14 protein-coding genes are annotated in these 12,324 nt (G+C 72.1%); 3 read left to right on the forward strand and 11 right to left on the reverse strand.

The window, feature by feature from the left end; all coding sequences use genetic code 11:
• Positions 1–86 precede the first annotated feature (86 nt).
• On the reverse strand, positions 87–1,100 hold the full coding sequence (locus Q8A52_RS11335) for an LLM class flavin-dependent oxidoreductase (RefSeq protein WP_316750678.1): 1,014 nt from the start codon (positions 1,098–1,100) through the stop codon (positions 87–89).
• Positions 1,101–1,152: 52 nt separating this feature from the next.
• Entirely contained in the window at positions 1,153–1,575 is a 423-nt protein-coding gene (locus tag Q8A52_RS11340; protein WP_316750680.1) for a (2Fe-2S) ferredoxin domain-containing protein, read from the reverse strand.
• A gap of 97 nt (positions 1,576–1,672) precedes the next feature.
• Between Q8A52_RS11340 and Q8A52_RS11345 the strand changes: the two genes are divergently transcribed.
• On the forward strand, positions 1,673–2,164 hold the full coding sequence (locus Q8A52_RS11345) for a phosphatase domain-containing protein (protein ID WP_316750682.1): 492 nt from the start codon (positions 1,673–1,675) through the stop codon (positions 2,162–2,164).
• A 25-nt stretch (positions 2,165–2,189) separates the two neighbouring features.
• Here the strand turns inward: Q8A52_RS11345 and Q8A52_RS11350 are convergent, their stop codons facing one another.
• On the reverse strand, positions 2,190–2,405 hold the full coding sequence (locus Q8A52_RS11350; protein ID WP_316750684.1) for a dodecin: 216 nt from the start codon (positions 2,403–2,405) through the stop codon (positions 2,190–2,192).
• A gap of 228 nt (positions 2,406–2,633) precedes the next feature.
• Between Q8A52_RS11350 and Q8A52_RS11355 the strand changes: the two genes are divergently transcribed.
• On the forward strand, positions 2,634–3,893 hold the full coding sequence (locus Q8A52_RS11355) for an extracellular solute-binding protein (RefSeq protein WP_316751028.1): 1,260 nt from the start codon (positions 2,634–2,636) through the stop codon (positions 3,891–3,893).
• 51 nt (positions 3,894–3,944) lie between these two features.
• Here the strand turns inward: Q8A52_RS11355 and egtD are convergent, their stop codons facing one another.
• The 4 genes from egtD to egtA are packed head-to-tail and all read right to left on the reverse strand — an operon-like array spanning position 3,945 to position 8,399.
• Positions 3,945–4,913: an L-histidine N(alpha)-methyltransferase gene (egtD, locus tag Q8A52_RS11360; protein WP_316750686.1), complete on the reverse strand. Its 969-nt coding sequence runs from the start codon at positions 4,911–4,913 to the stop codon at positions 3,945–3,947.
• Entirely contained in the window at positions 4,910–5,725 is an 816-nt protein-coding gene (egtC, locus tag Q8A52_RS11365) for an ergothioneine biosynthesis protein EgtC (RefSeq protein ID WP_316750687.1), read from the reverse strand. Before egtC ends, egtD begins: the two co-directional genes overlap by 4 nt.
• Positions 5,725–7,041 (reverse strand): ergothioneine biosynthesis protein EgtB, encoded by a 1,317-nt coding sequence (egtB, locus tag Q8A52_RS11370; RefSeq protein ID WP_316750689.1) that lies wholly within the window; start codon positions 7,039–7,041, stop codon positions 5,725–5,727. The genes egtC and egtB overlap by 1 nt, the downstream gene beginning before the upstream one ends.
• Entirely contained in the window at positions 7,038–8,399 is a 1,362-nt protein-coding gene (gene egtA / locus Q8A52_RS11375; protein ID WP_316750690.1) for an ergothioneine biosynthesis glutamate--cysteine ligase EgtA, read from the reverse strand. Before egtA ends, egtB begins: the two co-directional genes overlap by 4 nt.
• A gap of 269 nt (positions 8,400–8,668) precedes the next feature.
• Between egtA and Q8A52_RS11380 the strand changes: the two genes are divergently transcribed.
• Positions 8,669–9,493, forward strand: a complete 825-nt coding sequence (locus Q8A52_RS11380; RefSeq protein ID WP_316750692.1) for a TIGR02452 family protein — start codon at positions 8,669–8,671, stop codon at positions 9,491–9,493.
• On the opposite strand, the gene Q8A52_RS11385 is transcribed toward Q8A52_RS11380, so the two are convergent.
• The 4 genes from Q8A52_RS11385 to Q8A52_RS11400 form a co-directional block, all read right to left on the reverse strand.
• A complete protein-coding gene (locus Q8A52_RS11385; protein ID WP_316750694.1) occupies positions 9,478–9,924 on the reverse strand; it encodes a type II toxin-antitoxin system PemK/MazF family toxin in 447 nt (148 codons plus the stop codon). The two genes, Q8A52_RS11380 and Q8A52_RS11385, sit on opposite strands and share 16 nt — an antisense overlap.
• Positions 9,925–9,969: 45 nt before the next feature.
• Positions 9,970–11,451 carry an SPFH domain-containing protein gene (locus Q8A52_RS11390; RefSeq protein WP_316750695.1) on the reverse strand — a complete coding sequence of 494 codons (1,482 nt, stop codon included), beginning with the start codon at positions 11,449–11,451 and terminating at the stop codon, positions 9,970–9,972.
• 131 nt (positions 11,452–11,582) lie between these two features.
• Positions 11,583–11,801 carry a hypothetical protein gene (locus Q8A52_RS11395; RefSeq protein WP_316750697.1) on the reverse strand — a complete coding sequence of 73 codons (219 nt, stop codon included), beginning with the start codon at positions 11,799–11,801 and terminating at the stop codon, positions 11,583–11,585.
• Positions 11,802–11,878: 77 nt separating this feature from the next.
• Positions 11,879–12,274: a hypothetical protein gene (locus tag Q8A52_RS11400; RefSeq protein WP_316750699.1), complete on the reverse strand. Its 396-nt coding sequence runs from the start codon at positions 12,272–12,274 to the stop codon at positions 11,879–11,881.
• Between the last annotated feature and the right edge of the window lie 50 nt (positions 12,275–12,324).

The following is a 12,324-nucleotide window of genomic DNA, read 5'->3' on the forward strand; positions in this document are numbered from 1 at the left end:
GCCCCATGGCTCCCAGCGGCCCTCCGAGGGCGCGGCACCGCGGATCTGCCTCGCGTACTCGGCCCACAGCCGCGCGGAGGTGGCGCTCACTCGGTGTTCTTCTCCAGGTTCACGATCCCGGCGAGCCGCCGGTAGGAGTCCAGCAGCGCCGGTCGGTCGTACGTGCTGGTCGTGACGAGGATCTCCTGAGCGCCGGTGTCCTTCAACACCATTTCCAGCTCGTCGGCCACCTGCTCCTCGGTGCCCGCGATGTGCCCGGTCAGGCCGGACTCGTAGAAGCCGCGCTCCTTCACGGTCATCGCGCGGGCCTCGATCCGCTCGGCGGGCGACAGGGGCGGAAACGTGCCGTGGGTGCGCGAGTACGCCATGGACCAGGCTTCCGGGACGAGCAGGCGCCGGGCCTCCTCGGGCGTGGCGGCCACCGCGATCGTGCCGGAGACGACGACGTACGGCCGCGACGCCCAGGGCGAGGGCCGGAAGTGGGCGCGGTAGTGATCGATGCCGCGCAGCATCTTCTCGCGGTTGCGGAGGTCGCCGATCACCATGGGCAGCCCGGCGCGGGCCGCGATCCCGGTGCCCTCGCCCATGGCCAGCACGAACGGCGGCACGCGCCGCCCCTCCGCCGGACGCGCGTGCACCCCCGTCGGGGAGGTCCCCTCGAACCAGCCCAGCAGTTCCTCCAGTTGCGCGGCGAAGTCCTCCGCGTCGTCCTTGCCGCGCCCCAGCGCCCTGCGCACCCCGTCGGTGAAGCCAACCGAACGGCCCAGACCCATGTCGATCCGCCCCGGGAACAGCGACTCCAGCACCCCGAACTGCTCGGCCACGACCAGCGGTCGATGGTTCGGCAGCATCACTCCGCCGGTGCCGACCCGGAGCGTGTGCGTGGCCGCGGCCACCGCGGCGGCCAGCACGGTCGGGGCGGACCCGGCGACACCGGGCACGCCGTGGTGTTCGGAGACCCAGAACCGGTGATACCCGAGCTCCTCCAGCTCCCGCGCCAGCGCGACGGTGTCCCGCAGCGCCTCGGCGGGCGGATGACCCTCCCGGGTGCGGGAGCGGTCGAGAACGGAGAAGCGGGCCGAGGCGATCGCGGAGCTCATACGAGCTACAACACCGCAGCCCCCGCGGGATTCCTCACGGTGGCCGCCGTGGTCAGCGCCGCGACCGGGCTCGTGCGCCCCGCGGTGGACGGATGAACTGCAACTCCAGCGTCAACGGCGGTTCCGCGAGTCCGGGACCGCCTGCCGCCGCCCAGTCCACGACTTCCTGGGTGCAGTCGTCGTCCATGGCGAAGCCGATCCAGGTGGGCCGGCCCCCGGCCCGGCGGCCCGCGGCCGACGGCTGTACGACGATGACGTTGGCCTGGTCGCAGGGGCCCAGGCAGTCGGTCGTACGGACCTGGAAGCCGTGTTCGGCCGCGGCCGAGCGCAGCCGGTCGAGCTGCCCGGCGTGGTCCGTGCCGGGGTGCTTGCGCGGGTCGCCGCAGCAGCAGCCTCGGCACACGACGAGGGTGCAGGGACGCCGACGGGCGGCGCCGACCAGGGCCGTACGGGGGGTGGGAAGGGCGAAAGGCATGGCAGAAGCATGATCCATCGGCTCGGCGCCGTCTGCCGGAGGGTCCTTCCGCCCCTCTGCCCGGGTTCCGGGAGCCGCCGCTGATTAGGGTGGCCGGGTGACTGACAGCAATAAGCGCCCGCTCGCCGTGTTCGACCTCGACAACACGCTCGCCGACACCGCGCACCGGCAGCGTTTCCTCCAGGACAAGCCGCGCGACTGGGAGGGCTTCTTCGCCGCGGCGCCGCTGGATCCGCCGCTCGCCGAGGGAGTGGCGCTGGTGCTGGAGAGTGCACGGGAGTGCGAGGTCGTGTATCTCACCGGGCGGCCCGAGCGGTGCCGGCGCGACACGGCCGACTGGCTGGCTGCCCAGGGGCTGCCCGAGGGACGTGTCTTCATGCGGCGCGACGCCGACCGCAGGGGCGCCCGCTACACCAAGCTGGAGATCCTGCGGCGCCTCGCCCGTGACCGCGAGATCCGTGTCCTGGTGGACGACGACAAGCTGGTGTGCGAGGACGCCGAACGGGCCGGGTTCACCGTCGTACGGGCGCGCTGGGCCGACCGGTCCGCCGCCCTGGAGGACGCCCAGGAGCGGGAGGGGCGGACCTGAACCGGCCGGGCACGTCAGAGCCCGATCAGGTCTCGTCCTCGATGCGGAAGCCGACCTTCAGGCCGACCTGCCAGTGCTCGATCTGCCCGTTCGCGATCTGGCCCCTGACCTGCGTCACCTCGAACCAGTCCAGATTGCGCAGGGTCTGGGCGGCGCGGGCGATGCCGTTGCGGACGGCCTTGTCGACGCCGTCGGGGGAGGTGCCGACGATTTCCGTGACCCGGTAGGTGTGATTGGTCATGCGGGTGCTCCTCTCTCTCCGTGACGGGTGTGTCACGCGTCACTCCACCGTGCCGTATATGGAGGCTGAGCGCGAGGCGTCGCGGCCGTACCCCCGGTAGCCCTTGACCGCCGCATTGGTCCATACCAAAATCTTGCACACCCGTGCGAGCCCCGCGCTCGTCCCCCCACGCCGGGCCCCTTCGCCTGTCCGCCAGACAGAACAGGACCCCTCGTGAGACACGAACCGGTGCGCCGTCGGCTGCTCGCCCTCGTCTGTGTGTCCGCCTCCCTCGCCACGGGCTGCAGTGTCCTGCCGGGCGGTGGGAGCGAGCGCCACACGGTCACGGTGTGGCTGATGAAGGACAGCGCGTCGAAGGAGTTCCTGCGCCGCTTCACCGAGGACTTCGAGCGTACGCACAAGAGCATCCGGCTCGACATCCGCATCCAGCAGTGGACCGGCATCGTGCACAAGGTGCAGGCGGCCCTGAAGGCGCAGTCCAAGGACGGCCCCGATGTGATCGAGGTCGGCAACACCCAGGTCCCGCAGTACGTCGAGGACGGCCGGCTCACCGACCTGACGCTGGAGTCGGCGCGCGACTGGGGGATGTCGCACTGGCTGCCCGGCCTCGCCGAGCCCGGACGGGACAACACCCAGCAGTACGGCATCCCCTGGTACGCGGCCAACCGCGTCGTCATCTACCGCAAGGACCTGTTCGAGAAGGCCGGCATCGACGCGCCGCCGAAGACCCGCGAGGAGTGGCTCACCGACACCCGGAAACTCAACTCCGGCGGCAGCCAGGGCATTTACCTCGCCGGGCAGGACTGGTACACCCTCTCCGGATTCATCTGGGACGAGGGTGGCGACCTCGCCAGGGAGACGGACGGACGCTGGAAGGGCACCCTGGACACCCCGGCCGCGCTGCGCGGCATGGAGTTCTACCGCCGGTTGCAGGCGCTGGGCAGGGGACCCGCCGGTGCGGACGAGGAACATCCGCCCCAGGCGGGCGTGTTCGCGGACGGCAAGGTGGCGCAGATCGTGGCCGTGCCGGGACTCGCCCAGGCCATCGTGCAGCAGAACCCGGCGCTCGCCGACCAGTTGGGCTACTTCCCCGTCCCCGGCAGGACCGCCGCCCGTCCCGGCACCGTCTTCACCGGCGGCTCCGACCTCGTCGTGCCGCAGAACACCGACCGGCCGTACGACGCGGCGGCCGTCGTCGGGGCGCTCGCCGGGGCCAAGTGGGACACCGAGCTGGCCCGCACCATGAACTACGTCCCCAACAAGGCGACCCTGGCGGGCGCGGTGGCCGGGGAGGAGGGGGTCGCCGCCATGGCGGCCGGTGCCGCGCACGGCCGGGCGACCCCCACCACTCCTCAGTGGACCGCGGTCGAGGCCGACAACCCGATCAAGGAGTACATGACCAGGGTGCTCGGCGGCGCGGACCCGGCGACCGAGGCGCGCCGCGCCTCCCGGCGGATCACCGAGGCCCTCGCACCGAATCCGGGGTGAGGCGCCGTAACCTGGTCAGTGATCGGCACCCGCCGGTGATCGGCACTGTGCTCAGTGATCGAGCACTGTGCTCAGCGACAGTGCGAAGCGGTTCTGCGGGTCGGTCCACCAGTCGGTCAGCGTCATCCCCGCCGCGGCCAGTTCGGCGGAGATCCCCTCCTTCCGGAACTTCGCCGACACCTCGGTGCGCAGCTCCTCGCCCGCTGCGAACTCCACGGCCAGATCGACCGCGGGGATCTTCACGGTCTGGGCGGTACGGGAGCGCAGCCGCATCTCGATCCACTCGTTCCCGGCGTCCCACAGCGCCACATGGTCGAAGGCGTCCGGCTCGAAGTCGGCGCCCAGCTCGCGGTTGACGACGGCCATGACGTTCTTGTTGAACTCGGCCGTCACTCCGGCCGCGTCGTCGTACGCCCTGACCAGCACCTCCTCGTCCTTGACCAGGTCCGTGCCGAGCAGCAGCGCGTCGCCCGGCGACAGCAGCCCGCGCACCGACGCCAGGAAGCCGGCGCGTTCGGCCGGAAGCAGATTGCCGATGGTGCCACCCAGGAAGGCGACCAGCCGCGGGCCGGGGGTGTCCGGCAGGGTCAGCGGGGCGGTGAAGTCCGCGATCAGGGCGTGCACGAAGAGAGCCGGCCGCTCCTCGACAAGGGCCTCTCCGGCCTGGACGAGCGCGCTCTCGCTGACGTCCACCGGGACGTAGGTGTGCAGGTCGGTGAGCGCGTCGAGCAGGAAGCGGGTCTTCTCGGACGAGCCCGAACCCAGCTCGACCAGGGTGCGGGCGCGGGCCGCCGCCGCGATCTCGCCGGCCCGGGCGACGAGGATCTCGCGCTCGGCGCGCGTCGGGTAGTACTCGGGCAGTTCGGTGATCTTGTCGAACAGCTCGCTGCCCCGGGCGTCGTAGAACCACTTCGGCGGCAGGGTCTTGGGGGTGACGGTGAGGCCGTTGCGGACATCGGCGCGCAGCGCGGCGTCGGTCGCGTCCTCGGGAAGCGTGCGGGTGACGTGCAGGGGACTCACGTACAGGGCTCCTTAGGGGATGGGGGTCCCCCCGCTCGAACGGAGCTGAGAGTGGGGGAGAGTGCCGGGTCCTCGACCGGGGTGAGCAGCACACTTGCGCGGCTCGCCGTGAGCAGCGTGCGGTCGGGGACCTCCTGCCAGTTCGGGTCGTCGTCGTACGGCTCGGAGGCCACGACGGTGCGGGTGCCGGGTTCCGCGAGATAGAAGAGGGTGTCGCCCCAGGCGGTGGCGGCGACGGTCTCGCCGTCGGTGAGCAGCAGATTGAGCCGGGAGGCCGGGGCCGCCTCCGCGACCTGCCGCACCGTGCCGGCCAGCGCCCGGCCCAGGTCGTCGCCCTCGCGCAGCCGGTGCAGGACGAGTGCCCACACGAACGCCGAGTCGTTGCGCGCCTCGAGGGACAGCAGATCGACCGGAGGCAGTCCGGGGGCGAGCGGCGCCGCCGACTGCGGCCAGCCCGCGACGGCGCCGTTGTGGCTGAACAGCCATCGGCCGGCGGCGAACGGCGCGGCCGCGGCCTCCGCGTCGGCGCCCGCCAGGGTCGCGTCACGCACCGCGGCGAGCAGTGCTCCGGTGCGTACGACCCGGGCCAGATCGGCGAAGGAGAGGTCCGCCCAGATCGGCCCGGCGCGCCGGTAGCGGGCCGGCACCGGATCGTCCGGGGCGTACCAGCCCACCCCGAAGCCGTCGGCGTTGACCGTCCCGTACCGCTGCCGCCGGGGCGCCCACGACTGGCGGTACAGCCCGTGCGGGGGCTCCACGAGCAGCCGTCCCAGCGGCTCCTCGGGTCCCAGATAGGCCAGATGACGGCACATCAGACGGCCTCCGAGCGGGCGGTTCGGAACCCGGAGAAGATCTGGCGCCGGATCGGGTAGTCCCAGTTGCGGAACGTCCCCCGGCAGGCCACCGGGTCCACGGCGAACGAACCGCCGCGCAGCACCTTGTACTCGGACCCGAAGAACACCTCCGAGTACTCCTTGTACGGGAACGCGGTGAACCCCGGGTACGGCAGGAAGTCGCTCCCCGTCCACTCCCACACGTCGCCGATCAACTGCCGTATCCCTAGTGGGGATTCACCGGCCGGATAGCTGCCGGCCGGGGCGGGCCGCAGATGGCGCTGGCCCAGGTTGGCGTGCTCCGGCGCCGGATCGGCGTCGCCCCACGGGTAGCGCGTCGAGCGGTCCTGGGCGGGGTCGTACCGGGCCGCCTTCTCCCACTCCGCCTCGGTGGGCAGCCGGCGCCCGGCCCAGCGGGCGTAGGCGTCCGCCTCGTACCAGCACACGTGCAGCACCGGCTCGTCGGGCGGCACCACCTCGGTGACGCCGAAGCGGCGCCTGAGCCACTGCCCGCCGTCGCGGCTCCAGAACAGCGGTGCCGTGATGGAGTGCCGGCGTATGTGCTCCCAGCCCTCCGGCGTCCACCAGCGTTCCTGGTCGTAGCCGCCGTCCTCGATGAACGCCTGGTAGGCGGCGTTCGTCACGGGCGTGGTGTCGAGGTGGAAGGGCGCCACCTCGACCTGGTGGGCCGGGCGTTCGTTGTCCAGCGACCACGGCTCGGTGGAGGTGCCCATGGTGAACGGGCCGCCGGGCACCAGCACCTCGGCGGGACCGGTGAACAGCGGTGCCGGGTCCGGGTCCGGGGCGGTGAGGGCCTGCGGGCCCCTGCGCAGCTGATGGGTGATCAGCATGGTCTCGTCGTGCTGCTGTTCGTGCTGCGCGATCATCCCGAAGGCGAAGCCCGCCTCGGTCAGCCGTGTCCCGTGGAACGCCGTGCTCTCCAGCAGTTCCAGGGCGCGTCCGCGCACCTCGGCCGCGTAGCGGCGGGCCTCGGCGGGCGGCAGCAGCGGCAGCGACGGCCGCTCGGCACGCGGGTGCTCGAAGGCGTCGTACAGGCTGTCTATCTCGGGTCGCATCGCCTCCCGGCCGCCGACCGAGCGCAGCAGCCACAGCTCCTCCTGGTTGCCGATGTGGGCGAGGTCCCACACCAGCGGGGACATCAGCGGAGAGTGCTGGGCGGTGAGGTCGGGCTCGTCGACGCAGCTGGTCAGCAGCGTGGTGCGGTCACGGGCCGCGGTGAGCGAGGCCAGGGCGCGCTTGCGCAGGGCCTCGGGGTCGGTCTCGGGGGCGGTCATGTGCGGATGTCCTTCCCGTGGGCGGTGGGGATCCCACCGGTCGAGCGAAGCCGAGACCGCGGGTGTTCCGTGCCGCGCAGGCGGTCCAGCAGATCGTCGGCGGGGCAGCGGCCCCGGACGACATAGCGGTTCAGGTACGCCGCGACGGCGGCCGTGACGTCGGAGGTCGCGCCGAGACGGGGCAGGGCCTCCAGCGCCGCCGTGAAACAGGTGACGGCGGCCTCGCGCAGCTCGGGGTCGGCGAGCCCGGTCCGTGCCGCGTCGATCCACAGCGGATTGTGCGGCGCGGGGCGCGACAGGGCCCGCTCGGCCAGCGGCTTCACGGTCCGGTACGCGGTCTCGGCCGCCTCCGGGTCGTCGAACAGCGCCGCCGTCACCGCGAGCGGCACGATCCATCCGTCGTCGCCCGGCTGTGCGTCGATCATGCGCAGTTCCAGATGGCCACGCGGTCTGATCGGCGGGAACAGCGTCGTGAGGTGGTAGTCGAGATCCTCGCGAGTGGGCGGCCGGGGCGCGTTCGACCGGGTCCACTCCCGGAAGGTGAGCCCCTCGGGCACCTCCCACGGGCCGTCGTCCTGGCGTACGCACATCACCGGGGCGTCGAGGACGTGTCGGGCCCAGGCGTCGCGCGGCTCCCCGTCGAGCGGGGGAGCGCCCGCCTGCCCCGGGCCGATCTCCAGCCACAGCAGCTGCCGGGTGGACAGCCAGCCCGTGGGCTGCCGTCCCACCAGCGGGGAGTTGGCGAACGCGGCCACCAGCACCGGGCCCAGCTGATGCGCCAGCCACCAGCGGCGGCCGTGACCCAGCGGGCCGGGCTCCTCGTACCCGGCGTCCACGCACACCTGGACGGAGGCCGAGGTGCACATCATGTGCCGGCCCGCCGTACCCCTGCGGTCGAGCGAGGCCTCCATGGCCTCGTAGCGCGGATCGTGCAGGAACCGCCGGGGCAGGTGCCAGGGGTCGTGACCGATGCCGACGAGACCGAGGCCGTCCTCGGCAAGGACCGCACGGACGGCGTCCAGATCGGCGGAGACGGTACCGATGCACTCCATCAGGGAGGCGGCGGGCGGCGAGCTGAGCTCCAGCTGGCCGCCGGGCTCAATGGTGAGCGCCGACCTCAGGGGCACGGTACGCAGCGCGGCATAGGCCGCTTGGAGTCGTTCGGGTGTCACGGGGAGCTGCGGCTGTCGCAGCTCGTGGACCAGCCATTCCACTTCGACCCCGAGGCAGCGGGGCGGTCCGGTCTTGAAGCAGATGCCCCGTACCAGGGCCTCCACCTCGGCTTCGGCGACGGCGGTGCGTGGCTGCGTACAGTCGCTACAGTCACTCACCGAGCCGGCACTGGATGTATCGGACATATCGCGATCCTCTCAGAGATTCCGCGATGCCACCGGTCGGGCGTTCGACGAGCCCCGCTCGGCGGCACTCGTCCCACCCAAGACCCTCGTACCGATTCGCACAAGGGTGCACATAGGGGCGTTCGGGTCTCGTAATCTCCGCTTCCTGCTCGTTTCCGGGGCCGGGAAACTCTGTTGCACAGCAGGACCGGCATCGCTCACGATGCGTTCATGAGCACGACGGGGGAGACCGCGCGGCACGCGGTCGTGGCGCACACGGGGGTGGCGCCATGAGCGCGCGGCTGCGCGGTATCGCGACGGAGACCGAGCGGATCGTGGCGGAGGGTGCGTATCGCGCGCCCGGCGGTCACGAGGTGTCGCTCGCGGCCTGGATCGAGGCCGCGCGGGCGGGCACGCGCATGCACGGGCCCGACCCGGTCCCGTTCCCTCCCGCGACGGCCACGGCCACGGTCCTCGAGGTCACCGGCGAGAGCAGCCTGCAGGCGGCCCGCCGTCTCCCGGGACCGGTCGCCGTCCTGAACTTCGCCTCGGCCCGCAACCCGGGCGGCGGCTATCTGAACGGCGCCCAGGCCCAGGAGGAGGCACTGTGCCGCGCCTCCGCGCTGTACACCTGTCTGCTGCGGGCCCCGGAGTTCTACGACCACCACCGCACCCACCGCGACCCGTTCTACACGGACCGTGTCATCCACTCACCGGCGGTGCCGGTCTTCCGCGACGACCGCGGCCGACTGCTCGACGAGCCGTACACGGCCGGATTCCTGACCTCCCCGGCCCCCAACGCCGGAGTCGTCCTGCGTACGGCTCCGGAGCGGGCGTCCGACCTGCCGCAGGCCCTTGCGGTGCGTGCCGAGCGGGTGCTGGAGACGGCCGCCGCGCACGGCTACCGGAGGCTGGTCCTCGGCGCCTGGGGCTGTGGAGTCTTCCGGAACGACCCCGCGCAGGTCGCGGGCGCCTTCCGCGGGATGCTCGGGCCCGGCGGGCGGTTCGCCGGGACCTTCGAACACATTGTGTTCGGGATCCTGGACCGCACACCGGGAGCCTTGGTGCGAGCAGCCTTCGAAGGGACGTTCGCGGAGCGTCAGGTCCAGCCGTAGCGCTCGTGCAGCCGCTGCCGCACCAGATTGAACCGGCCGCGGTCCAGCGCGCACGCCTCCCGGCGCATGCCCTCCTCGTGCAGCCGCAGCACGCGGTCGACGTCCACCCAGGAGTCGCGCCCCGTCCGGTCCCACGGTCCGCTGCCGATGGCCACCCACTCCCGGTCGCCGTCGTGCCGCTTGCTGGACAGCTGGACGGCGAGGAACGTCCCCGCGGCCTCCCGCGCCACGACCAGCACCGGCCGGTCCTTGCCCCGCCCGTCGTTCTCCTCGAAGGGCACCCAGGTCCACACGATCTCACCGGGATCCGGGTCGCCGTCGTGCGCGGGGGAGTACTCGGTGCGGACCCGGCCGACCTCACGGGGGTCGGCCTCGGTGGTGGCGGTGGGGCCGTGGCGGCCCGGGACGTTCTCTTCGGTAAACGCAGTCACGGGGGCACCTTAGAGGGTGCCCCCGTGACCGTGTCAGCCCGTCACCTACTCCTTCTCCACCGGTACCTTCTGCGCCGGCGGTGTGGCGATCCCGTTGAGGGACGAAGTCCCGTTCGGGGTCGGTCCGTTCTGGTTCATCGAGGCCAGCAGCTGACGCGCCAGGCCGAGACCGGTGCCGCCCATGGTGAGCGCCTTGGCGAACATGTCGGCCATGCCGTCGGCACCGTTGAGCAACACCATGTTGTCGACGTTGCCGAAGGCCGACGCGCCGGCCTTCACGATCTCCGGCCAGTTCTCGGCGAGTTGCTGGGCGACGACCGCCTCCTGGTTCTCGGCGAGAGCCGCGGCCCGCGCCTTGATGGCCTCCGCCTCGGCGAGACCCTTGGCCTTGGCCGCCTCGGCGTCCGCCAGGCCCTTCGCCTGCGCCGCGGCCGCCTCGGCCTCACCGGTGGCCCGGGTCGCCGCGGCCGTGGCATCACCACGGGCCTTCATCGCCTCGGCCTCGGCGCCCGCGGCCGCCTTGACCCGGGTGGCCTCGGCGGCCGCCGCGAGCTCCGTCTCCTTGGCCTTGGCCTGGGCCCCCGAGATACGCGCGTCACGCTCGGCCTCGGCCAGCGTGCGCTTCTCGTAGGCCCGGGCGTCGGCGGGCTTGCGGATGTCCGCCTGGAGCTGCTGCTCGCGCCGGTGCGCCTCGAGTTCGGCGACCCGTGTCTCCTGGACGACGACCTCCTGCCGGGCGGCGGCCGCGGCGAGCGGACCGGCCTGCTGGGACTTGGCCATGGCCTTGTCACGCTCGGCCTGGTAGCCGGCCTGGAGGATCTCGCTGTCCCGGGTCGCCTCGGCCATCCGGGCGTACGACTGCTGCTCGGCCTCGGTGGCGAGACGATTCGCCTCCGCCTGCGCGATACGCGCGTCCCGCTGGACGGCCGCCGCGTGCGGGGCCGCCAGGTTCTGGATGTAGCCGGTCGGGTCCTCGATCTCGTGGATCTGCAGCGAGTCGACGATCAGGCCGAGCTTCTCCATCTCCGTGCCGCAGGCGGCCCGGGTCTGACCGGTGAGCTTTTCCCGGTCACGGATCATGTCCTCGACCGTCAACCCGCCCACGATGGAGCGGAGATGACCGGCGAAGACGTTGTGCACCCGCTCCGACATCAGCTTCTGCTGGTCGAGGAAGCGCCGGGCGGCGTTGGCGACCGACACGAAGTCGTCGCCCACCTTGAAGATGACCACGCCCCGCACCTTGAGCGGGATGCCCTGCTGGGTCACGCAGTCCACTTGCAGTTCGGTCTCGTTCAGGTCGAGGGAGAGCTTGCGCACCGCCTGGACACCGGGCAGCACCAGCGTGCCGCGCCCCGTGACGATGCGGAATCCCATGCCTTCCTCGAGGCCCTCGGTCCGATGCTTCGAACCGGAGATGATGAGCGCCTCGTTCGGTTCGGCGACCCGCCACATCAACTTGAACACACCGATCAACACGAGGACGGCAACGACCGCCGTCCCCGCAACGACGCCGACAACCATCGGCATACGCCCCCTTTGCATGGTGCCCTTTCGGCACCGAACGAAGGGAGTTTGCTCCTGCGCAAGCCCATGGAGAAGACGCTGACGGATCCTTGTCGCAATCTTGATGCGCGGCCCTCACCTGGGGTGGAGCATGCTCAACTGTCGTATGCGGCAGTGACGTAGACGGTTCTCGGCGGCAGGTACTCCACCACCATCACCACCGTGCCCCGCTCGAGCCGTCCCGTGCCGTCTGCGGCGTACGCGAGGAAGTGCTCCGCACCCCCGCGCACCCGGACGATCACCTCGCCGACGAGCCCGGGCCCGATCGTTCCGGTGACCCGCCCCATGAGCCCGACCATCGACGCATCGTCCATGGTCACAGCGTAGGTCCTCACATCGCCCGCGGGACCGGGACGGGCTCAGTCCGGTGCGGGGTCCGCGGAATTGACCGTCACCGGGTCCCGGGCCCACGGGCTCCCGCCGTACCGGCGCGAGCCTCGCGCGGCCAGGGCCGGTGTGTGACCCCGGACCCGTCGTCCACCGCGTCGGCGGGCGGCGGGCAGTGGCGTACGGCGGCCTCGACCGGGATCATCCGGCGACCCAGAGACCGGGCGGATCGCCGGTGGCCCGACTGAAGATCCGGACCGTACGGCCGCGGGCCGACCGTACGGCCGCGGGCCGGACCGCACGGCCGCAGCCGGGCCGGCTCGCGGCCGGCGGGCGCCGGAGCGGTCAGCCGCAGGACCGCGACGTCTGCGAACTGCCCGTCGGCAGGTGCCGAGCCGCCCGGCAGGACCGCGGTGTACGACACCCCGCCGGTCCGGGACGCCGGATGGGCGAGTGCCACCCGCCGCTCCTCGGATGTGTCAGCAGTGGCTGGAGCAGCGGGATCCGGAG

Origin of the sequence: Streptomyces herbicida (assembly GCF_032656585.1) — a bacterium.
In the GTDB taxonomy this organism is placed as follows: domain Bacteria; phylum Actinomycetota; class Actinomycetes; order Streptomycetales; family Streptomycetaceae; genus Streptomyces; species Streptomyces herbicida.

Excerpts from the sequence above, each read along its gene's own strand:
- egtA (WP_316750690.1), bottom strand. The coding sequence starts at position 8,399 with ATGTCCGATACATCCAGTGCCGGCTCGGTGAGTGACTGTAGCGACTGT.
- egtC (WP_316750687.1), bottom strand. The coding sequence starts at position 5,725 with ATGTGCCGTCATCTGGCCTATCTGGGACCCGAGGAGCCGCTGGGACGG.
- egtB (WP_316750689.1), bottom strand. The coding sequence starts at position 7,041 with ATGACCGCCCCCGAGACCGACCCCGAGGCCCTGCGCAAGCGCGCCCTG.
- Q8A52_RS11390 (WP_316750695.1), bottom strand. The coding sequence starts at position 11,451 with ATGCCGATGGTTGTCGGCGTCGTTGCGGGGACGGCGGTCGTTGCCGTC.
- Q8A52_RS11395 (WP_316750697.1), bottom strand. The coding sequence starts at position 11,801 with ATGGACGATGCGTCGATGGTCGGGCTCATGGGGCGGGTCACCGGAACG.
- Q8A52_RS11380 (WP_316750692.1), top strand. The coding sequence starts at position 8,669 with ATGAGCGCGCGGCTGCGCGGTATCGCGACGGAGACCGAGCGGATCGTG.
- Q8A52_RS11340 (WP_316750680.1), bottom strand. The coding sequence starts at position 1,575 with ATGCCTTTCGCCCTTCCCACCCCCCGTACGGCCCTGGTCGGCGCCGCC.
- Q8A52_RS11350 (WP_316750684.1), bottom strand. The coding sequence starts at position 2,405 with ATGACCAATCACACCTACCGGGTCACGGAAATCGTCGGCACCTCCCCC.
- Q8A52_RS11335 (WP_316750678.1), bottom strand. The coding sequence starts at position 1,100 with ATGAGCTCCGCGATCGCCTCGGCCCGCTTCTCCGTTCTCGACCGCTCC.